Origin of the sequence: Rhizobium sp. NZLR10 (assembly GCF_019685125.1) — a bacterium.
Taxonomy (GTDB): domain Bacteria; phylum Pseudomonadota; class Alphaproteobacteria; order Rhizobiales; family Rhizobiaceae; genus Rhizobium.
On record NZ_JABDWE010000004.1, the window covers coordinates 44326 to 65163 of the forward strand.

The 20838-nt window shown below is 62.3% G+C and carries 18 protein-coding genes; 15 read left to right on the forward strand and 3 right to left on the reverse strand.

Translation table 11 applies throughout. The annotated features are described in order from the left end of the window. The first annotated feature begins 105 nt into the window (after positions 1-105). Together HJB82_RS07790 and alr are read left to right on the forward strand one after the other, a co-directional pair. On the forward strand, positions 106-1602 hold the full coding sequence (locus HJB82_RS07790; protein ID WP_207584280.1) for a replicative DNA helicase: 1497 nt from the start codon (positions 106-108) through the stop codon (positions 1600-1602). An 87-nt stretch (positions 1603-1689) separates the two neighbouring features. Continuing rightward, the gene (alr, locus tag HJB82_RS07795; protein ID WP_409201845.1) at positions 1690-2862 is read left to right on the forward strand and encodes an alanine racemase; all 1173 of its coding nucleotides are present in this window, start codon (positions 1690-1692) and stop codon (positions 2860-2862) included. A gap of 8 nt (positions 2863-2870) precedes the next feature. On the opposite strand, the gene HJB82_RS07800 is transcribed toward alr, so the two are convergent. Then, positions 2871-3506: a LysE family translocator gene (locus tag HJB82_RS07800; RefSeq protein ID WP_207583648.1), complete on the reverse strand. Its 636-nt coding sequence runs from the start codon at positions 3504-3506 to the stop codon at positions 2871-2873. A 165-nt stretch (positions 3507-3671) separates the two neighbouring features. Here HJB82_RS07800 and radA point away from each other — a divergent pair, with 165 nt between their 5' ends. From radA to HJB82_RS07820, 4 genes are all read left to right on the forward strand, one after another. Then, positions 3672-5072, forward strand: a complete 1401-nt coding sequence (gene radA / locus HJB82_RS07805) for a DNA repair protein RadA (RefSeq protein ID WP_221115283.1) — start codon at positions 3672-3674, stop codon at positions 5070-5072. A gap of 90 nt (positions 5073-5162) precedes the next feature. Further along, entirely contained in the window at positions 5163-5780 is a 618-nt protein-coding gene (locus HJB82_RS07810; protein ID WP_164008666.1) for a CvpA family protein, read from the forward strand. Between the two features lie 150 nt (positions 5781-5930). After that, positions 5931-7421: an amidophosphoribosyltransferase gene (gene purF / locus HJB82_RS07815; protein WP_207583646.1), complete on the forward strand. Its 1491-nt coding sequence runs from the start codon at positions 5931-5933 to the stop codon at positions 7419-7421. Between the two features lie 77 nt (positions 7422-7498). Continuing rightward, positions 7499-8239, forward strand: coding sequence for an SDR family NAD(P)-dependent oxidoreductase (locus HJB82_RS07820; protein WP_221139787.1), 741 nt, complete (start codon positions 7499-7501; stop codon positions 8237-8239). A 2-nt stretch (positions 8240-8241) separates the two neighbouring features. Here the strand turns inward: HJB82_RS07820 and HJB82_RS07825 are convergent, their stop codons facing one another. Further along, a complete protein-coding gene (locus tag HJB82_RS07825) occupies positions 8242-9027 on the reverse strand; it encodes a GH25 family lysozyme (protein WP_221139866.1) in 786 nt (261 codons plus the stop codon). Between the two features lie 238 nt (positions 9028-9265). On the opposite strand from HJB82_RS07825, the gene cysS reads away from it, so the two are divergent. The 7 genes from cysS (at position 9266) to rarD (ending at position 15907) form a co-directional block, all read left to right on the forward strand. After that, complete coding sequence (gene cysS, locus HJB82_RS07830; RefSeq protein ID WP_221139788.1) at positions 9266-10657, forward strand: cysteine--tRNA ligase; 1392 nt, start codon at positions 9266-9268, stop codon at positions 10655-10657. 64 nt (positions 10658-10721) lie between these two features. After that, a complete protein-coding gene (locus HJB82_RS07835) occupies positions 10722-11198 on the forward strand; it encodes a GFA family protein (RefSeq protein ID WP_221139789.1) in 477 nt (158 codons plus the stop codon). After that, on the forward strand, positions 11195-11683 hold the full coding sequence (locus HJB82_RS07840) for a GFA family protein (protein WP_221139790.1): 489 nt from the start codon (positions 11195-11197) through the stop codon (positions 11681-11683). The genes HJB82_RS07835 and HJB82_RS07840 overlap by 4 nt, the downstream gene beginning before the upstream one ends. Next, positions 11680-12156, forward strand: coding sequence for a GFA family protein (locus HJB82_RS07845; RefSeq protein WP_207583640.1), 477 nt, complete (start codon positions 11680-11682; stop codon positions 12154-12156). Before HJB82_RS07840 ends, HJB82_RS07845 begins: the two co-directional genes overlap by 4 nt. Next, positions 12153-13115, forward strand: a complete 963-nt coding sequence (gene pip / locus HJB82_RS07850; RefSeq protein WP_221139791.1) for a prolyl aminopeptidase — start codon at positions 12153-12155, stop codon at positions 13113-13115. The genes HJB82_RS07845 and pip overlap by 4 nt, the downstream gene beginning before the upstream one ends. 87 nt (positions 13116-13202) lie before the next feature. After that, positions 13203-14819: a citramalate synthase gene (gene cimA / locus HJB82_RS07855; RefSeq protein WP_207583638.1), complete on the forward strand. Its 1617-nt coding sequence runs from the start codon at positions 13203-13205 to the stop codon at positions 14817-14819. Positions 14820-14992: 173 nt separating this feature from the next. Then, entirely contained in the window at positions 14993-15907 is a 915-nt protein-coding gene (gene rarD, locus HJB82_RS07860) for an EamA family transporter RarD (RefSeq protein ID WP_207583637.1), read from the forward strand. A gap of 18 nt (positions 15908-15925) precedes the next feature. On the opposite strand, the gene HJB82_RS07865 is transcribed toward rarD, so the two are convergent. Continuing rightward, positions 15926-16549: a TIGR00730 family Rossman fold protein gene (locus tag HJB82_RS07865; protein WP_018241422.1), complete on the reverse strand. Its 624-nt coding sequence runs from the start codon at positions 16547-16549 to the stop codon at positions 15926-15928. A gap of 154 nt (positions 16550-16703) precedes the next feature. Here HJB82_RS07865 and HJB82_RS07870 point away from each other — a divergent pair, with 154 nt between their 5' ends. Together HJB82_RS07870 and HJB82_RS07875 are read left to right on the forward strand one after the other, a co-directional pair. Further along, complete coding sequence (locus HJB82_RS07870; RefSeq protein ID WP_207583636.1) at positions 16704-18725, forward strand: LysM peptidoglycan-binding domain-containing protein; 2022 nt, start codon at positions 16704-16706, stop codon at positions 18723-18725. A 210-nt stretch (positions 18726-18935) separates the two neighbouring features. Continuing rightward, positions 18936-20813, forward strand: coding sequence for an ABC transporter ATP-binding protein/permease (locus HJB82_RS07875; RefSeq protein WP_207583635.1), 1878 nt, complete (start codon positions 18936-18938; stop codon positions 20811-20813). Positions 20814-20838: the final 25 nt, after the last annotated feature.

Here is a 20838-nt window from a genome sequence, read left to right on the forward strand (position 1 = left end):
GCGTTCAGGATTTAAGCGAAGCGAGCCCCCGCTCCCCTCGCAGCCTCTTGATTTTCGCGTCCGGAATTGCAAATCCGGAGCTGGAAAAAGACAGAACGGATGATGATGAACGACGCCGCTCGAAAGATTGCAGCCGTTGCTCCCTCGGAGCAGCATTATCGCGAAGCACCCAACAATATCGAAGCCGAGCAGGCGCTTCTGGGTGCTATCCTGATGAACAACGACGCCTATTACCGGGTGTCGGACTTCCTGAAGCCGATTCATCTCTATGAACCGCTGCACAGGAAGATCTTCGAGGTTGCCGGCGATATCATCCGCATGGGCAAAATCGCCAATCCGGTGACGATCAAGACCTTCCTGAAGGCCGACGAGAAGGTCGGCGACATGACGGTTTCGCAATATCTGGCGAGCCTCGTCAGCAATGCCGTCACCGTCATCAATGCCGAGGATTACGGCCGGGCGATCTACGATCTGGCGCTGCGCCGGGCGCTGATCACCATCGGCGAAGATGTCGTCAACATCGCCTACGACGCGCCGCTCGACATGCCGCCGCAGTCGCAGATCGAGGATACCGAACGCCGCCTCTTCGAACTGGCGGAAAACGGCCGCTACGACGGCGGCTTCCAGGCCTTCAATGATGCGGTTGCGCTGGCGATCGACATGGCAGCCGTCGCCAAGGAACGCGACGGCGGGCTTTCCGGCATTTCCACCGGCATCCATTCGCTGGATTCCAAGATGGGCGGCCTGCAGCGTTCGGACTTGATCGTTCTTGCCGGACGTCCCGGCATGGGCAAGACTTCGCTTGCGACCAATATCGCCTACAATATCGCTGCCGCCTACGAAGGCGAAGTCCAGTCGGACGGCAGCACGAAGGCGAAGAACGGCGGCGTCGTCGGTTTCTATTCGCTGGAAATGTCGTCGGAACAGCTTGCCACCCGTATCATCTCCGAGCAGACGGAAGTCTCCTCCTCGAAGATCCGCCGCGGCGACATCAACGATGCCGATTTCGAAAAGCTCGTCGCCTGCTCGATGATGATGCAGAAGGTGCCGCTTTATATCGACCAGACCGGTGGTATCTCGATTGCCCAGCTTTCGGCGCGCGCGCGCCGTCTCAAGCGCCAGCGCGGCCTCGACGTGCTTGTGGTCGACTACATTCAGCTGATGACCGGCTCGGGCAAATCCAGCGACAACCGCGTGCAGGAAATCACCCAGATCACCACCGGCCTGAAGGCGCTCGGCAAGGAACTCAACGTTCCGATCATCGCTTTGTCGCAGCTCTCGCGTCAGGTGGAAAGCCGCGACGACAAGCGGCCGCAGCTCTCCGACCTTCGCGAATCCGGCTCGATCGAGCAGGACGCCGACGTTGTGCTCTTCGTGTTCCGCGAGGAATACTACGTCAAGAATTCGGAACCGCGCGACATCCACGATCCGAAATATCCGGAATGGGAAGCGCTGTTCGACAAGGTGAAGGGTACCGCCGACGTCATCATCGCCAAGCAGCGCCACGGGCCGACCGGCACGGTGAAGCTCGCCTTCCAGGCGGAATTCACCCGCTTTGCCGATCTCGCCGATCCGTCCTTCACCCAATATGAAGAGCACTGATCGCGCAGCGATGCTGCAGCGCCGGGCTTTCCATTGACAAAATCGACCTTTAAACTGGCCGGAGAATCCTCCTCCGGCCTCTTTTCGATGTGGATCATGAGCGATTTTCTCGACGCCCCCGAAGACGATAAATTTGCCTCGGCAGGCCTGCGACTGACCGTCGACCTGACGGCCTTGACGGAGAACTGGCGCGACATGGCGCGCCGCTCCGGTGCGGCGCGCGCCTCGGCGGTCGTCAAGGCGGATGCCTACGGCATGGGCATCGAGGATGCCGGCGAAGCGCTCTACATGGCAGGCGCCCGCGACTTCTTCGTCGCGACCGTCGACGAGGGTGTGACGCTTCGCCTCTATGCGCCCGAGGCGCGCATTTTCGTGCTCTCGGGCATATGGCCGGGCACCGAGCGGCGCTTCTTCGAAAACGATCTGGTTCCGGTGATCTCCTCTGACGAGCAGCTCGCCTTCTGGATGGCGGTACTTGCCGATTACGGTGACTACCCCTGCGCGCTGCATGTCGATACCGGCTTCAATCGGCTCGGATTGCATATGGACGATGCGATCGCGCTCGCCGACGACGTCTCACGTCCGGCGAGCTTCGCACCGGTGCTTGTCATGAGCCATCTCGCCTGCGCCGACGATCCCAGCCATGCGATGAACCGGCAGCAACTCGAATCATTCCACAGGGTTAGCGCCGCCTATGAAGGCATCGATTCAAGCCTTGCCGCCTCGGCCGGCATTTTCCTCGGCGAGGATTATCACTTCGACTTGACCCGTCCCGGCATCGCGCTTTATGGCGCCGAGGCGGTCTGCGGCCTGGCCAATCCGATGCGGCCGGTGGCAACCGCGGAAGCCCGCATCATCCAGGTGCGCAGCGTCGAGGCCGGCGAGACCGTCAGCTACGGGCGGGCGCTGCAGCTTGGCCGCAAAAGCCGGCTGGCGATCGCTTCGGCCGGTTATGCCGACGGCTACATGCGCAGCCTGTCGAGCGGCGGCGTGCCGCTGCGCCAGACCGTACCGCAGGGTGGGCAAGGCTTCATCGCCGGACGTAAGGTGCCGGTCGCGGGCAGGATCACGATGGACCTGACGATCTTCGACGTGACGGATCTGCCTGACAACGCCGTGCGCGCCGGGGATTATGTCGAGCTGTTCGGAAAGAACATGGCCCTGGACGATGTGGCGCGGGCGGCAGGCACGATCGGATACGAGATCCTGACCAGCATGGGGCTCCGCCACGAGCGGCGCTATGTCGTCGACGAGGAATAACCTACCCGTCAGCGGCTGCTGAGCGCAAGGCGGACGCCGAGCGCCAGGAAAAGCGCGCCGAGGCCGCGATCGAGCCATAACCCAATTTTTTGATTATGCCTGAGCGCATCGGCAAGGCGCCCTCCGAGGAGGACGAGCGGCGGCTCGATGAAGGCAGCGACGACGATGATCAGCCCGCCATGCAGCATGAGCTGGGCCCATGCCGGCCCTGCCCCTTCAACGACGAATTGCGGCAGGAAGGCCAGGAAGAAAATCGCCACTTTCGGATTGAGCAATGAAACCAGAATGCCCTGTCGGTAGATCCTTGCTGCCGGCATTTTTTCACCGGCAGTCTTTATCAGACCATTGCCGCCGCCGGCGCGCAAAGCCTGGATGCCCAGCCAGACGAGATAGGCGGCGCCGATCCATTTGACCGCGGAGAAGGCGACGGCCGAAGCGGCGAGCACGGCGGAAAGGCCGAGCGCTGCCATCAGAACATGCAGGCAGGCGCCGGACCAGACGCCGAACAGCGCGGAAAAACCGGCACGTTTTCCGCTTTTCATCGTGTGACCGAGGATGAAGGCGATGTCGGGGCCGGGTGACAGGTTGAGCAGGACCGCCGCCGAGAAAAATGCAAACCAGTGCGCAAACGAATAATCGAACATCTTCCACCGTTCAGAATGAGCAGAGGCAAAGCATAGGCACGGGAGGCACTGATGGGAAAATCATTAGTTTTGATCCGTCGCGATAGCCATTATCTCAAGCACGACAATGATTCGATGAAGCGGCGCGACTGCTTCACTCGGGAACCCGGACTGAAAGAGTGATTGATGGCGAAGGCCAGGACACAATTCATTTGCCAGAGTTGCGGCACGATCCACAACCGCTGGGCCGGCAAATGCGAGAACTGCGGCGAGTGGAACACCATCGTCGAAGAGGACCCGATGGGCGGGATCGGCTCCGGCCCCGGCAAGACGCCGAAGAAGGGCCGGCCGGTGGCGCTGACGGCGCTGTCCGGTGAAATCGAGGAGGCGCCGCGCATCCATACCGCCATGTCGGAACTCGACCGGGCGCTTGGCGGCGGCTTCGTGCGCGGGTCGGCGGTGCTGATCGGCGGCGATCCCGGTATCGGCAAATCGACGCTGCTGATGCAGGCGGCCGCCGCTCTTGCGCGGCGTGGCCACAAGATCATCTACGTCTCCGGCGAAGAAGCTGTGGCGCAGGTCCGGCTGCGGGCACAGCGCCTTGCGGCGGCCGATACCGACGTGATGCTGGCGGCCGAAACCAATGTCGAGGATATTCTGGCGACACTTGCCGAGGGCAAGCGGCCGGATCTCGTCATTATCGATTCCATCCAGACGCTGTGGAGCGAACTGGCCGAATCCGCGCCGGGAACGGTGACGCAGGTGCGCACCGGCGTGCAGGCGATGATCCGTTTCGCCAAGCAGACCGGCGCCGCCATGGTGCTGGTCGGGCATGTCACCAAGGACGGGCAGATCGCCGGCCCGCGCGTCGTCGAGCACATGGTCGACGCCGTGCTCTATTTCGAGGGCGATCGCGGCCATCACTACCGTATCCTGCGCACGGTCAAGAACCGCTTCGGCCCGACCGACGAGATCGGCGTTTTCGAAATGTCCGACAAGGGGCTGCGCGAAGTCGCCAATCCCTCGGAACTCTTCCTCGGCGAACGCAACGAAAAATCGCCGGGCGCCGCTGTCTTTGCCGGCATGGAGGGCACGCGTCCCATTCTCGTCGAGGTGCAGGCGCTGGTGGCGCCGACCTCGCTCGGCACACCACGGCGCGCCGTGGTCGGCTGGGATTCGGCCCGGCTGTCGATGATCCTCGCGGTGCTGGAAGCCCATTGCGGCGTCAGGCTCGGCCAGCATGACGTCTACCTCAATGTTGCCGGCGGTTACCGCATCACCGAACCGGCGGCCGATCTCGCCGTCGCCTCGGCGCTGGTTTCCTCGCTTGCCGGTATTGCCCTTCCCGCCGATTGCGTCTATTTCGGCGAAGTCAGCCTGTCGGGCGCCATCCGGCCGGTTGCGCACACCGCCCAGCGCCTCAAGGAAGCCGAGAAGCTGGGCTTTTCCGCAGCACTGCTTCCATCCGCCTCCGCCGAACTGCCGAAGGGCTCCGGCGGGCGGTGGAGCGAGGTCGAAAGCCTGCCGGATCTGGTGGCGCGCATCGCCGGCTCGAAGGGAGCGCTGCGTGTGGAAGACGAGGTTTGATCCTTTCATTGCCAAGATTGGTAATGATATAGGAGGCACACGATAAGGCACGACACGGCCGCCAAGCGGCAGTCCTGGAGTTGGATTTACATGCCCATTACGATTTTCGACGGTATTGTCATCGGCGTCGTGCTCTTCTCCGCCGTGCTGGCGATGGTCCGCGGCTTTTCGCGCGAGATCCTCTCAATCGCGAGCTGGGGCGGATCGGCGGCGGCGGCCTATTACCTCTATCCGTACCTGTTGCCCTACGCGAAGAAATATACCGATGACGACCGCATCGCGATCGTCGGTTCGGCAGCGGTCGTCTTCCTGATCGCGCTCATCGTCATTTCTTTCATCACGATGAAGATTGCCGATTTCATCATCGACAGCCGCGTCGGCGCGCTCGACCGCACGCTCGGTTTCCTGTTCGGGGCAGCGCGCGGCGTGCTGCTGCTGGTCGTCGCCGTCGCCTTCTGGAACTGGCTGGTCGATGTCGACCACCGCCCGGCCTGGGTCAACCAAGCAAAATCGAAACCCTTCCTGGATTCGATGGTCGTGAAGCTGAAATCGGTTCTGCCGGAGCAATTTGCCCAGATGATACCGGCGAGCATCCGTGATAAGCTTCAGCCGCCGGCCCAGGGCGCCGAAGGCACCAATCCGCCGACGGGCGACCAGGCACCGGCAGAAGACGCACCGACCGCGCCTGCACAGCAGCCAGCGAATTGACACAGTGTTCAAGAGCTTGACCCGCCCTCCGGCAATTGCCATTTGAGCGGGATGTCAAATAAGGGGTCCGGCCGGGCATTCCAGCTCTGCCGGGCTTCAGTTATTTCTGGAAATGCCGATCCATTCTTGTGAGAGCAGAGGCCCGCAGAAATGAACCAGTCCCATTCCTTCCCGACCGACGATCCGCTCGACGGAGATACGCTGCATGAGGAATGCGGGGTTTTCGGAATTTTGGGACATCCCGATGCCGCGGCACTGACGGCTCTTGGTCTGCATGCGCTTCAGCATCGCGGACAGGAAGCAGCCGGCATCGTCTCGTTCGACGGCAAGCGCTTCTATCAGGAGCGCCATATGGGCCTGGTCGGCGACCACTATACCAATCCGATGACGCTCGCCCGCCTGCCCGGCAGCATGTCGATCGGTCATACCCGCTACTCGACGACAGGCGAAGTCGCCATGCGCAACGTGCAGCCGCTGTTTGCCGAACTTGAGGAAGGCGGGATCGCCATTGCCCATAACGGTAATTTCACCAACGGCCTGACGCTGCGCCGCCAGATTATCGCGACCGGCGCCATCTGTCAGTCGACGTCCGATACCGAAGTGGTGCTCCATCTCATCGCCCGCTCCCGCCACGCTTCCACGTCCGACCGCTTCATCGACGCCATTCGCCAGATGGAAGGCGGCTATTCGATGCTCGCGATGACGCGCACCAAGCTGATTGCCGCGCGTGACCCGACCGGCATCCGCCCCCTGGTGATGGGCGAACTCGACGGCAAGCCGATCTTCTGCTCGGAAACCTGCGCGCTCGACATCATCGGCGCCAAGTTCATCCGCGACGTGGAAAATGGCGAGGTCGTCATCTGCGAAATCCAGCCCGACGGCTCGATCAGCATCGATGCCCGCAAGCCCGGCAAGCGGCAGCCGGAACGGCTCTGCCTGTTCGAATATGTCTATTTCGCCCGGCCGGACTCGGTCGTCGGCGGCCGCAACGTCTATACGACGCGCAAGAATATGGGCATGAACCTCGCCAAGGAATCGCCCGTCGAGGCCGACGTTGTCGTGCCGGTGCCGGACGGCGGCACGCCGGCGGCTCTCGGCTTCGCACAGGAAAGCGGCATTCCCTTCGAATACGGCATCATCCGCAACCACTATGTCGGCCGCACCTTCATCGAACCGACCCAGCAGATCCGCGCCTTTGGGGTGAAGCTGAAGCATTCGGCCAACCGGGCGATGATCGAAGGCAAGCGTGTGGTGCTGGTCGATGATTCCATCGTGCGCGGCACGACGTCTCTCAAGATCGTCCAGATGATCCGTGAAGCGGGCGCGCGCGAAGTCCATCTCCGCGTCGCCAGCCCGATGATCTTCTTCCCCGACTTTTACGGCATCGACACGCCCGATGCCGAAAAGCTCCTGGCGAACCAGTATGCCGATGTCGACGCCATGGCCAAATATATCGGCGCGGACTCGCTTGCCTTCCTGTCGATCAACGGGCTTTACCGCGCCGTCGGCGGCGAGGACCGCAATCCTGCCCGGCCGCAATTCACCGACCACTACTTCACCGGTGACTATCCGACCCGCCTGCTCGACAAGAACGGCGAGTCGATGGGCAACAAGCTTTCGATGCTTGCCAGCAACGGCTGAGCCGCCGCTGCTTTGACTTCCCTTCCGAGGGGCTCGTGCGCCCCTCGCCATCGCAAGCAAATCCGGAACCGGAACAGATGAACATCAATCTTGAGGGCAAGATCGCACTCGTCACCGGTGCATCGCGTGGCATCGGCTATTTCACGGCGCTGGAGCTTGCGAAAGCCGGCGCCCATGTGATCGCCTGCGCCCGCACGGTCGGCGGGCTCGAGGATCTCGACGATGCGATCAAGGCGGTCGGCGGCACGGCGACGCTCGTCCCCTTCGACCTGGCCGACATGAATGCGATCGACGCGCTCGGCGGCTCGATCTTCGAGCGCTGGGGCAAACTCGATATCCTCGTCGCCAATGCCGGCGTGCTCGGCGTCATTTCGCCGATCGGTCATATCGAGGCGAAGGTGTTCGAAAAGGTGATGACCATCAACGTCACTGCCACATGGCGGCTGATCCGGTCGGTCGATCCGCTGCTGACCCGCTCGGATGCCGGCCGCGCCGTCATCCTGTCCTCGGGTGCCGCCCACAAGTGCCGGCCCTTCTGGGGCGCCTACTCCGCTTCCAAGGCGGCCGTCGAGGCGCTGGCTCGGACCTGGGCCGGCGAGAGCCAATCGACGCCGCTGCGCATCACCAGCGTCGATCCGGGCGCCACCCGCACGGCGATGCGCGCCCAGGCGGTACCGGGCGAAGATCCGCAGACGCTGCCGCATCCCTCCGAGATCGCCAAGGCGATCCTGCCATTGACGGGGCCTGGTGTGACCGAGACGGGCAAACTGTTCATCGTGCGGGAAAACAAGCTCGTCGACTACCGCCTGCCGGAGTAGCGTCATTTGACAGCAACGGCTGGGAACAGATGTGCGAAGCCCGTTTCCGACGGGCACACCGCATTGAGGTCCACCGCTCCCTGAATGCCGTCGACAGTGCCGTTGTCGGCAAATTGCCAGATCGACCAACCACCGCAATCTTCCTGCGTCGGTTCTTGGAACACGCTTCGCAGCCACAGGAAATGGTCGGGGAAGCGGTATTCATTGCCTTTCAGATAGCGATCGAAGAATTCCTGCGTGACGTAAAAGATCGGCTTTTCCGGAAAGGTGCCTTTCAGCTCGATGAGGAAGGCGTTCAGTTCGGTGGCCATCTCCTCGAGCGTCGGGATCTTGTTGCAATTGCCGACAAACTCCAGATCGACGGCGATGGGCAGGGTTCCCGGTTCCTTCGGCACGGTGGCGAGGACGTTCTGCGCCTGATCCTTGCCCGGGCGGCAGAAGGTGAAGAAATGATAAGCGCCCCTGACCACTCCTGCATCGCCGGCGCGCCGCCAGTTGTCGGCGAACCTGGAATCCTTGTGGTCGCCGCCTTCGGTCGCCTTCATGATCGCGAAACGGACATTCGGCTGCGCGGCCACCATCTTCCAATCGATATCGCCCTGATGATGGCTGACATCGATGCCCTGGATCGGATAGCGGCTCAAGGATGGATTGTTGAAGCGAAGCATCCCGAAATCGTATGCGAAATATGCAGCCAATGCGACTGCCAGAATTGCAGTCGCCGCAATCGTCCACCGAACCAAGCTTCTGACATTCCCCCCATTTTCAGTAGCTTGACGATAAACGATTTGTGCCGCGAAAATGGCGGACGAACCGTACCGCGGGATCGTTCTTCGCCCCTCTTGACCAAACGTCATTCCCACGCCATAAAACGCGGCATGAAAACGGTTATCTGCATTATCTGCGGAAAGATTATTCGCTAGCGCAAGCGCTGGCCCGGCCGTTTTCGTCTCCCAAATAGTCAAGATGCGAAACGCCCCGGCCCGCCGGTCGCGATATTTCTGATTGTACTTATGGGAGAGTGGAATGGGCGGCATGCCGGAACTGAGGCTGTACAACACGCTGACACGGGAAGAATCGGTTCTTTCGCCGATCGATCCCAACAATGTCCGCATGTATGTCTGCGGCCCGACCGTCTATGATTTCGCTCATATCGGCAATGCCCGGCCGGTCATCGTCTTCGACGTGCTGTTCCGGCTGCTGCGCCATGTCTATGGCCAAGACCACGTCACCTATGCCCGCAACATCACCGACGTCGACGACAAGATCAATGCGCGGGCGCTCCGGGATCATCCCGGCCTGCCGCTCAACGAAGCGATCCGGGCGGTCACCGAAAAGACCGAGACGCAATTTCACGCCGATGTCGCCGAACTCGGCTGCCTGGAGCCGACCTTCGAGCCGCGGGCGACCGAGAATATTACTGGGATGACCGAGATCATCGAGAAGCTGATCGGCAACGGCCATGCCTATGTCGCAGCCGGCGAAGTGCTGTTCGACACCAAGTCCATGGCGGATTACGGCCAACTTTCGAAGCGCCCGCTCGACGAGCAGCAGGCCGGCGCCCGCATCGCCGTCGACGCGCACAAGAAGAACCCGGGCGATTTCGTGCTCTGGAAGCTGTCGAGCCACAACGAGCCCGGCTGGGAGAGCCCTTGGGGCCGCGGCCGGCCTGGCTGGCATATCGAGTGCTCGGCGATGAGCAAGCGCTATCTCGGCGATGTCTTCGACATTCATGGCGGCGGGCTGGACCTGATCTTCCCGCATCATGAAAACGAGATCGCCCAGTCGCGTTGCGCCCACGGCACCGAGGTGATGGCGAATGTCTGGATGCATAACGGCTTCCTGCAGGTCGAAGGCCGCAAGATGTCGAAATCCGAAGGCAATTTCGTCACCATCCACGAGTTGCTGTACACGCCGGTTTTCGGCGGCCGGAAATGGCCGGGCCAGGTGCTGCGCCTTGCCATGCTGATGACGCATTACCGCGAGCCGATCGATTTCTCGATCAAGCGGCTGGAAGAGGCCGAACGTCTGCTCGCCAAATGGCCGGCGACCGAAGCCGGCGATACCGCACCCGACGAAACCGTGCTCAATGCGCTGGCCGACGACCTCAACACGGTGGCGGCGGTGCAGGCATTGCATGCGCTGGCGCAAGCTGCCCATACGGATCCCGCCGCCGGCGCCGCCTTCGCGGCAACCGCTGCCCTCCTCGGGCTGCTGCCGAGGAAAGCAGAAATCGACGCGGTCGTCGCAGCGGCAGTCGATGCACTGGTCGCCATGCGTCTGGAGATGCTGAAGGCGAAGAACTTCGCCGAGGCCGACAATATCCGCGACGAGCTGACCGCGAAAGGCATCCAGCTGAAGGACGGCAAGAATACGGCGACCGGCGAGCGGGTGACGACGTGGGAGGTCAAGCGGTGAGAGTGGTGTCTGGGGATAAGGCCCCTCCCCAACCCCTCCCCACATTGTTGCGGAGGGATTGTCCATGACCACCTATACCGGCGGCTGCCAGTGCGGTGCGGTGCGCTTTCGCGTCAGCGGCGAGATCAAGGATTCGTCGATCTGTCATTGCCGCATGTGCCAGAAGGCGTTCGGGGCTTATTATGCGCCGCTGGTGTCGGTGCGTGGCGCCGATTTTGCGTGGACGCGCGGGGAGCGGAAAAGATTCCGCTCTTCCAATTTCGTCGAGCGCGGCTTCTGCGGCGATTGCGGCACGCCGCTTTCCTACGAGGCGCCTGACGGGGTTGCGATTGCCGCGGGTGCCTTCGACGATCCTTCGGCGCTCCCGCCGGTGGTGCAATTCGGCATCGAGGGCAAGATCGGCTTCGTCGATCATCTGCACGAATTGCCGGGGCACCGGACGGAAGAGGATGCGCAAGCCGCCCCCTTCGTGCTCGAACTCGTCTCCTTCCAGCATCCCGATCATGAGTCGCTGGCATGGCCGCGCAAGGAGCCCAGATGACAGTGCACGCAGACAGAAGCGGCGGGTGCCAATGCGGGGCGGTGCGTTACCGCGCTGAAGGCGAACTCGGTTATCCCCACCTTTGCCATTGCCGCATGTGCCAGAAGGCGGCCGGCAATTATTTCATGCCGCTTGCAGCGGCGAAGCGTCAAGATTTCGAGCTGACGCGCGGCGCGCCGAAATGGTTTCAGTCATCGGATCTGGTGCGGCGCGGCTTCTGCGGCGATTGCGGCACGCCGCTGTTTTACGACATTCCGGAGATGAATTTCATCAACATCACGCTCGGCTCGCTTGATAATCCCGACACGGTCAAGCCCGTGATGCAATCGAACACTGGCCGCAAGATGTCCTGGTTTCACGCGCTGGACGGTCTGCCGCTGGAACCACAGGCTGAAACACCCGACCGCGAGGACGCGATTGCGGCAAGCAACCATCAGCACCCCGACCACGACACGAAAAGCTGGCCCCTCGGAGAAATCTCATGACGGACACGATAAAAACAGGCGGATGCCAATGCGGCGCCGTGCGCTTCCGCATTTCAGGCGGACTGGGGCGACCCTCGATCTGCCACTGCCGCATGTGCCAGAAGCAGTTCGGCGGTTTCTTCTCGGCGCTCGTTACTGCGCCTGAGGAGGGGATGGAATGGACGCGCGGCGAGCCGAGCTATTTCCAGTCCTCGGTCAATATCGACCGTGGCTTCTGCAGCAATTGCGGCACGCCGATGACCTATCGTCATCCGGGCGGGCTGGAGCTTGCGATCGGCACTTTCGACGACCGCAGCGATCTCGCACCGCTGGTCCAGGTAAACTACGAGGCCCGCCTGCCCTGGGTCGAAGAGATCTTCGATGCGCCGGTGCTGAAGGATCAGGATTTCTACGCGCGGCAGGAGGCGATCATTTCCTTCCAGCATCCCGATCACGACACCGCGCTCTGGCCCGCGAAAGGCGTGAAGATATGACCGAGATCCTGCGCACACTCTATCCCGAGATCGAACCCTATGCCTCCGGCCATCTCGATGTCGGTGACGGCCATGTGATCTATTGGGAGCGGTCGGGAACGCCTGGCGCCAAGCCGGCCGTCTTCCTGCATGGCGGCCCGGGCGGCGGCATTTCGCCCGCCCATCGCCGGCTTTTCGATCCTCAGCTCTACGACGTCATGCTGTTCGACCAGCGCGGTTGCGGCCGGTCGACACCGCATGCCGAACTTAACGCCAACACGACCTGGCATCTCGTCGCCGATATCGAGCGTCTGCGCGAGATGGCCGGCGTCGACAGCTGGCAGGTGTTCGGCGGCTCCTGGGGTTCGACCCTGGCGCTCGCCTACGCCGAGGCGCATCCGGAGCGCGTCTCCGAGCTCATCCTGCGCGGGATCTATACGCTGACCAAGGCCGAGCTCGACTGGTACTACCAGTTCGGCGTCTCGGAAATGTTCCCGGACAAGTGGGAGCGCTTTATCGCTCCCATTCCGCCGGAAGAGCGGCATGAGATGATGCATGCCTATCATCGCCGCCTGACGCACGAAGACAGAGACGTGCGCCTCAAGGCCGCGCAGGCCTGGAGTATCTGGGAAGGCGAAACGATCACGCTGCTGCCCGAACCTTCGACGAGCGGCAAGTTCGAGGAGCCGGAATTCGCCTATGCATTCGCACGCATCGAGAACCATTTCTTCGTCAATGCCGGTTGGATGGACGAGGGACAGCTGATCCGCGATGCCGGCAAGCTCAAGGATATTCCCGGCGTCATCGTGCATGGACGCTACGACATGCCCTGCCCGGCAAAATATGCCTGGCAGTTGCACAAGGCCTGGTCGAAGGCAGAGCTCCACCTGATCGAGGGTGCGGGCCATGCCTATTCGGAGCCGGGGATTCTCGACCAGCTGATCCGGGCGACGGATAAGTTTGCCGGGAAGCCGGACTGATGCTACACGCCGTGACTACCCCTCTGCCCGGCAGGGCAAGGGGGGTAAGCTCCGGATAAAAACAATCAATGCCCCGGAGACATCGCGGTGACCAAGGAAAAAATCTACCTCTTCGACACGACGCTCCGGGACGGGCAGCAGACGCCCGGCATCGATTTCTCGGTCGAGGACAAGATTGCGATCGCCGCGATGCTGGACGAATTCGGCATCGATTACGTCGAGGGCGGCTATCCCGGCGCCAATCCGACGGATACAGCCTTCTTCAGCGAGAAGCGCACCAGCCGGGCCGCCTTCGTTGCCTTCGGCATGACGAAGCGGGCGGGCGTTTCGGTTTCCAATGATCCCGGCATTGCCGGGCTGCTGCAGGCGAAATCCGACGCCATCTGTTTCGTCGCCAAGAGCTGGGATTATCATGTTGCGGTGGCGCTTGGCTGCACTAACGAGGAAAACCTCGAAAGCATCGCCGAAAGCGTCAAGGCGGCGGTCGGCGCCGGCAAGGAGGCGATTGTCGATTGCGAGCATTTCTTCGACGGCTTCAAGGCCAATCCGGCCTATGCGCTCGCCTGCGCCAAGACCGCCTATGACAGCGGCGCCCGCTGGGTGGTGCTCTGCGACACAAATGGCGGCACGCAGCCGCCGGAGGTGCGCGCCATCGTCGAGGCGGTGATCGCCTCAGGCGTTCCCGGCCACTGTCTTGGGATTCATGCCCATAACGACACCGGCCAGGCGGTCGCCAATTCATTGGCCGCGGTCGAGGCCGGCGTCCGGCAGATCCAGGGCACGCTGAATGGCATCGGCGAGCGTTGCGGCAATGCCAATCTGGTGACGCTGATCCCGACGCTGGCGCTAAAGAGCGCCTACACCACACGTTTCGAAACGGCAATCGACGAGGAGCGGCTGCTCAATCTCACCCGCCTTTCGCATGCCTTCGACGAGCTGCTCAACCGCTCGCCTGATCATCAGATGCCCTATGTCGGCGCTTCCGCCTTCGCCACCAAGGCCGGCATCCATGCATCGGCGCTGATCAAGGACCCGCGGACCTATGAACACGTGCCGCCGGAGACCGTCGGCAACTTCCGCAAGGTCATGGTGTCAGACCAGGGCGGCAAGGCGAACTTCATCAATGCGCTGAAGCGGCGCGGCATTACCGTCGCCAAGGACGATCCAAAGCTCGACTTGCTGATCTCGATCGTCAAGGAACGTGAATCCATCGGCTATGCCTATGAGGGCGCAGATGCGAGCTTCGAGCTGCTGGCGCACCGCACGCTTGGCACGATCCCGGAATTCTTCACCATCGAAGGCTTCCGGGTGATGATCGAGCGCCGCTTCGACAGTCTTGGCCGCGTGAAGATCGTCTCCGAGGCCGTGGTGAAGATCACCATCGACGGCCAGACGCTGATGTCGGTTGCCGATGCCGAAGGCCCGGTGAACGCGCTCGACCTCGCGCTACGCAAGGATTTCGGCAAATACCAGCACGAGATCGACGATCTGGTGCTCGCCGATTTCAAGGTGCGTATCCTCAATGGCGGCACGGAGGCGATCACCCGCGTTCTGATCGAGTCCACCGACAGCGACGGCGTGCGCTGGTGGACGGTCGGCGTCTCGGAGAACATCATCGACGCCTCGTTCCAAGCACTGATGGACTCCGTCATCTACAAGTTGATGAAGAACCGGCAGCTGGCAGGCAAGATCGCGGCGGAATAAGTCTCTTCCGCCGGTTCGGCGAGGAAGCCTTGCCGGTCTTTGCCGCCATCATCCGTCCGTCGCCTCGTTTCCGCTTCAAATTCTCTCAAGGTTCATTCAACGAAATGAATTGGCCTATTCACGGCGCTTAAGCTAGGCCGGATCAGAAGAAGAACAAAGATGGAAACACCCCGATGTCGACCGATGCATCCGTTCCCTTGGCCAAGAACGAAGACAGTCCGCGCGGTTTCGCCTTCGCGCTGACGGCCTATCTGCTCTGGGGCTTCCTGCCGATCTACATGAAGGCGGTGGCGCATATTTCGCCGGCCGAGGTGATCGCCCACCGCATCGTCTGGTCGCTGCCGCTGGCAGGCATCGTTCTGATCGTGCTCGGGCGCACCCAGGAGATCGCGACTGCGCTGCGCTCGCCGCGCATGCTGGCGATGGCAGCGCTGACGGCGTCGCTGATCACCGTCAACTGGGGCACTTATGTCTGGGCGATCGGCGCCGGCCATTCGCTCGATGCGGCGCTCGGTTATTTCATCAATCCGCTGTTCAGCATCTTCCTCGGCTCGGTGCTGCTCAAGGAGAAGCTGCAGCCGCTGCAGATCGCCGCGATCGCGCTGGCAGGGCTTGCCGTCGCCATTCTCGCATTCGATAGCGGCGGCATTCCATGGGTGGCGCTGACGCTGGCGATCTCGTGGGGGTTTTATGCTTTGCTCCGCAAGACGCTGCCGCTCGGGCCGAACCAGGGCTTCTTCCTCGAAGTGCTGATCCTCAGCGGACCCGCCCTGCTCTATATCCTCTATCTCGAATTCGGCAGCGGCCAGGGCCACCTCTACCGCACCGGCCTTGCAGATACGACGCTGCTGCTCGGCTGCGGCGTCATTACCGCTGTGCCGCTGATGATCTATGCCAACGGCGCCAAGCTGCTGAAACTCTCGACGATCGGCATCATGCAGTATATCGCACCGACGATGATTTTCCTGATCGCGGTCTTCGTCTTCCAGGAGCCGCTCGGCACGGCGCGCATGATTGCCTTCCCGCTGATCTGGGCAGGGCTGGTCCTCTACAGCTGGTCGATGCTGAGGGGAAGCCGCGGGCGCTGAGGGCGCCCGTACGGACTTCTACATCTTCGAGATCACCTCGTCCTCGCCGTTACGATCGGCGGCGAGTTGGGCTGCCTGGGCCATGATCGCCGGAATGATGCCGGAGATCTCGTCGACGACGAGCGGCTGCACCCGGTGGGCGGTGTGCAGGAAGCCTTCTTCGGTCATATGGCGCATCAGTTCCATCATCGGATCCCAGAAACCGTTGACGTTGGCAAAAACCATCGGCTTTTCGTGGCGGCCGAGCTGTGCCCAGGTCATGATCTCGACGATCTCCTCCAGCGTGCCGATGCCGCCTGGCAGCGCGACGAAAGCATCGGAACGCTCGAACATCGTGTGTTTGCGCGCATGCATATCAGGGGTTACAATAAGTTCGTTGAGCTGACCGAGCGAGTGGCGAGTCGCCTCCATATCGATCAGGAATTCGGGGATAATGCCCGTGACCTGACCGCCGCCTGAAAGCACGCCGCTTGCGACCGCGCCCATGATGCCTTTGGTACCCCCGCCATAGACGAGGCGCAGGCCGTATTCGGCGATCTCTCGTCCGAGAGCGCGCCCGGCCGCCATGTGGGAGGGATCGCGTCCCGGCCTTGAGCCGCAGTAAACGCAGATGGATCGAATCGATACAGATTGTTCGGTCATAGAGGCAAACAACTATTCCATTTCAATGCAGTCAAGAAAATTGACTGGAAAGCAGCGTGCCTAGCTTGCCGAATTGCTTTGAATGCTTGTGAAAAGCAACGGGAATCGCTAGCAATTTCGGTTACTACGGCAAATTGCCGCCTTGGGAGACATAATGATGAAGAACCGTGCCGGCTTGCTGGCCCTTGCAGTGCTCGTAATCGCAATCCTACTGATGGTGTTTTTCGTTATGCCGCGCATCGGCGGCGATGCAGGCAAGGTCGGCGACGCGATCAACCAGGCGAGCACGGAACTCAAGGATACGGTTAACGAGTCGGCAAAGACATCGCGCTCCGCTGTGGCGGATGCGGCTGCGACAGCCGACAAGGTGGGCCGCCTTTCGGCCGGCGCCAGCGTCTCGCTCAGCGAACTTAAGGCGCTGTTTGCCGACGGCAAGGGCCCTGCCGACGATGTCTTCGCCGCCACCAAGACCAAGGCCGTCAACGCGCTGGGCGCACTTGCCGGTTTCGCAATCCCCGAGGGCCTCGATCCGGCGACCCAGACGCTTGCCACGAAAGCCAAGGACGGCGGCGCGAAGGCGCTCGCTATCGTCCAGGCGCTGCCGGAGAACATCGCCGATGCGCTTGCCGCGATCGCCAAGGCCGAGGCTGCGCTGACCGGTGCGTCCGACCCTGCTGCGAGCACGGCAGCGGCGAATGCCGGCCCGAAGCTTCCCGCCTTCGACGTCTTGCGCGTTGAGCCCGACGGCTCGACGGTGATTGCCGGCTCCGCCGAACCGAACGGCAAGCTCGAAGTGCTTGACGGCGAAAAGGTCGTAACGACAGCCAATGTCGATGCAAGCGGCGATTTCGCCGCGGTTCTCGACGAGCCGCTTGCAGCGGGCGACCACCAGCTGGTGCTCAAGTTCACCGGCAAGGACGGCAAGAGCTCGCTTTCCGAAGAAGTCGCGACCATTTCCGTGCCGAAAGACGGCAACGGTGCCAATCTGCTCGCCATGGTATCCAAACCCGGCACAGCGAGCCGCATCATCACCGCGCCGAAGGCCGGAACCGAAGTTGCTGATGCCTCCAACAAGCCGGCCACGGGCGAAAGCTCGCCTGCGCCTGCCACAACAGCTGCGCCGACCGGCGAGCTGGCGCTGCAGACGCCAAACCTCACCGACGCCGCCTCCGGCGCCGCAGCCACGGCACCGGCCATCCCCGGCACCGCCGCACCCGACAAGACGAATGCGCCCGATGTGATGGTCAATGCCGTCGAGATCGAAGGCAACAAGATCTTCATTGCCGGCACGGCGCGCGCCAACGCCAAGGTCGTCGGTTATGCCGACGACAGCCTGGTCGGCCAGGACACGGCCGGCTCGGACGGCCATTTCGTCATCGACGGTGTGGTGGCGCTTTCGGTCGGCGACCACAAGATCCGCGTTGATGTTGTCGATCCCTCCGGCAAGGTGATCGTTCGCGCGGCGGTGAATTTCAATCGCCCTGCCGGCGACCAGGTGAGGGTCGCCGCCCAATCCGCGCCTGCCGACGCGAATGGCGCTTCCTCGATGGTGCCGCTCGACGAAGGCGAACTCGGCAAGCGCAAGGCCGAGACCGGCAAGGCCTTCGGCCTGCTGAAGGGGCTGTTTGCCGACGGCAAGCTGCCGGGCGCCGAACAGCTTGCGGCAGCGCGCTCGGCAACGGAATTCGCACTGCGCTCGGTCGCCGATTTCCGCGCGTCGGCAGATGCATCCGATGCCTTCAAGCAAGCGTCCGGCGCCGCCTCTCAGGTCGCCGGCAATGCGCTGACGCTGCTGCAGAGCCTGCCTGGGGACGCGAAGTCCGTCGGCGCGGCACTCGACAGGCTGGGTGGCATGATCGCTGAACTTACCGCCACGCCCGCGCCGGCGGTGACCTCTGCAAACGATGTCGTAGGCAATCAGCCGAAGACGATCGAACAGGCGCCGCTGACGGCAAACAACGCGGCGGTCATCATTCGCCGCGGCGACACGCTGTGGCAGATCTCGCGCCGCACCTATGGCCTCGGCGTTCGTTACACGACGATCTACATCGCCAACGAAGACAAGATCGTCGATCCAGACCGCATCCGTCCCGGTCAGATTTTCGGTCTGCCGAAGGATGTGTTGCCGAATGCCGAAGAGCTGCACCGCAAGCGCCTTTCCGGCCAACACCTCTAAACGCCAGACAAGATGACGAAGCCGGGCGGGCGAACCGCCCGGCCTGTCTTTTCCTGAACTCCGCATTTGTTGTATCCGTCCGCCCGACACCCTATCTGGCGATGGCGGCTGCGGGTTGCGGCGAGTGCTTTCGGGCACGTCCCGGTTCCGTGCTCTTGCCGGCATCGAAGCGCGGCAATCGCCGCAAGCCCATCCGGGCTGGAGACAAGCATGGCAAACGGTAAGACAGTCTCGGAATCCAACCTGCTGCAGACGCTTCTCAACCTCTGGCCCTATATGTGGCCGGCCGGCCGGCCGGACCTCAAGATGCGCGTGGTCTGGGCCTCGGTCTTCCTGCTGATTTCCAAGTTCGTCCTGCTGCTCGTCCCCTATTTCTTCAAGTGGTCGACCGATGCGCTGAACGGCAGGATGGATCTGGCCGGCTCGGTGCCGCCGCTGCTGGCCGGCGCCATCGCCCTGGTGATCGCCTATAACATCACCCGGCTGATTCAGCTCGGCCTCAACCAGTTGCGCGACGCGCTGTTTGCCAGCGTCGGGCAACATGCGGTGCGTCAGCTCGCCTACAGGACCTTCGTGCACATGCACGAGTTGTCGCTGCGCTTCCATCTGGAGCGCAAGACCGGCGGTCTCTCGCGCATCATCGAGCGCGGCACCAAGGGCATCGAGACGATCGTGCGGTTCACGATCCTTAATTCGGTCCCGACAGTCATTGAATTCCTGCTGACGGCGGCGATCTTCTGGTGGGGCTACGGCTTCTCCTATCTCGCCGTCACCGGCTTCACTGTCTGGGCCTATATCTGGTTCACCATCCGAGCATCCGACTGGCGCATCGCCATCCGCCGGTCAATGAACGACAGCGATACCGACGCCAACACCAAGGCAATCGACTCCCTCCTCAATTTCGAGACCGTCAAATATTTCGGCAACGAAGAGATGGAGGCAAAACGCTTCGACAAATCGATGGAACGCTACGAGAAGGCGGCGACCGATGTCTGGACCTCGCTCGGCTGGCTGAACTTCGGCCAGGGCGTCATCTTCGGCATCGGCACGACCATCATGCTGGTGCTGTCGGCGCTGGCCGTCCAGCGCGGCGAGCAGACGGTCGGCGATTTCGTCTTCGTCAATTCGATGCTGCTGCAGCTTTCCGCGCCGCTCAATTTCATCGGCTTCGTCTACCGCGAAATCCGCCAGGGCTTGACCGACATCGAGCAGATGTTCGACTTGCTTGAGGTCAAGGCCGAGGTCAAAGACACGTCCGATGCGACCGAGCTTCGGATCGGCCAGGGTGCGATCGCCTTCAAGGACGTGCACTTTTCCTACGACCCGGCCCGTCCGATCCTGAAGGGCATTTCTTTCGATGTTCCAGCCGGCAAGACAGTTGCCGTCGTCGGTCCTTCGGGCGCCGGCAAATCGACGCTGTCGCGGCTGCTCTACCGTTTCTACGATATCCAGAGCGGCGTAATCACCGTCGACGGCCAGGACATCCGCACAGTGACGCAGAAGAGCCTGCGCTCAGTGATCGGCATGGTGCCGCAGGATACCGTGCTCTTCAACGACACGGTCGCCTATAACATCCGCTACGGCCGCACATCGGCCAGCGAAGGCGAGGTCTTTGCGGCAGCCGAGGTAGCGCAGATCGCCCATTTCATCGAGACGCTGCCCGAGGGATTCGAGACCAAGGTCGGCGAACGCGGGCTCAAGCTTTCGGGTGGCGAGAAGCAGCGGGTGGCGATCGCCCGCACCATCCTCAAGGCGCCGCCGATCCTGATCCTCGACGAGGCGACATCGGCGCTCGATACGACGACGGAACGGGAAATCCAGACCGCGCTCGACGTGGTGTCGAAGAACCGCACGACACTGGTGATCGCCCACCGGCTTTCGACCGTCATCGGCGCCGACGAAATCATCGTGCTGAAAAGCGGGGAGATCGCCGAGCGCGGGACGCATGCCGCCCTGCTCGAAATGAACGGTCTCTACGCCTCGATGTGGAACCGCCAACGCGAGGCGACACAGGCGGAGGAACATCTGAAGCAGGTGCGAGAAAGCGACGACCTCGGCGTGATTGCGCGGCTTGCCCCGGCAAGCTGAGCCGGGATAGGGCACCGACAGGCTT

Excerpts from the sequence above, each read along its gene's own strand:
- HJB82_RS07840 (WP_221139790.1), top strand. The coding sequence starts at position 11,195 with ATGACAGTGCACGCAGACAGAAGCGGCGGGTGCCAATGCGGGGCGGTG.
- HJB82_RS07835 (WP_221139789.1), top strand. The coding sequence starts at position 10,722 with ATGACCACCTATACCGGCGGCTGCCAGTGCGGTGCGGTGCGCTTTCGC.
- HJB82_RS07810 (WP_164008666.1), top strand. The coding sequence starts at position 5,163 with ATGCCCATTACGATTTTCGACGGTATTGTCATCGGCGTCGTGCTCTTC.
- HJB82_RS07790 (WP_207584280.1), top strand. The coding sequence starts at position 106 with ATGAACGACGCCGCTCGAAAGATTGCAGCCGTTGCTCCCTCGGAGCAG.
- HJB82_RS07875 (WP_207583635.1), top strand. The coding sequence starts at position 18,936 with ATGGCAAACGGTAAGACAGTCTCGGAATCCAACCTGCTGCAGACGCTT.
- HJB82_RS07865 (WP_018241422.1), bottom strand. The coding sequence starts at position 16,549 with ATGACCGAACAATCTGTATCGATTCGATCCATCTGCGTTTACTGCGGC.
- HJB82_RS07820 (WP_221139787.1), top strand. The coding sequence starts at position 7,499 with ATGAACATCAATCTTGAGGGCAAGATCGCACTCGTCACCGGTGCATCG.
- HJB82_RS07870 (WP_207583636.1), top strand. The coding sequence starts at position 16,704 with ATGATGAAGAACCGTGCCGGCTTGCTGGCCCTTGCAGTGCTCGTAATC.
- HJB82_RS07800 (WP_207583648.1), bottom strand. The coding sequence starts at position 3,506 with ATGTTCGATTATTCGTTTGCGCACTGGTTTGCATTTTTCTCGGCGGCG.
- pip (WP_221139791.1), top strand. The coding sequence starts at position 12,153 with ATGACCGAGATCCTGCGCACACTCTATCCCGAGATCGAACCCTATGCC.
- rarD (WP_207583637.1), top strand. The coding sequence starts at position 14,993 with ATGTCGACCGATGCATCCGTTCCCTTGGCCAAGAACGAAGACAGTCCG.
- purF (WP_207583646.1), top strand. The coding sequence starts at position 5,931 with ATGAACCAGTCCCATTCCTTCCCGACCGACGATCCGCTCGACGGAGAT.
- cysS (WP_221139788.1), top strand. The coding sequence starts at position 9,266 with ATGGGCGGCATGCCGGAACTGAGGCTGTACAACACGCTGACACGGGAA.
- HJB82_RS07845 (WP_207583640.1), top strand. The coding sequence starts at position 11,680 with ATGACGGACACGATAAAAACAGGCGGATGCCAATGCGGCGCCGTGCGC.
- radA (WP_221115283.1), top strand. The coding sequence starts at position 3,672 with ATGGCGAAGGCCAGGACACAATTCATTTGCCAGAGTTGCGGCACGATC.
- alr (WP_409201845.1), top strand. The coding sequence starts at position 1,690 with ATGTGGATCATGAGCGATTTTCTCGACGCCCCCGAAGACGATAAATTT.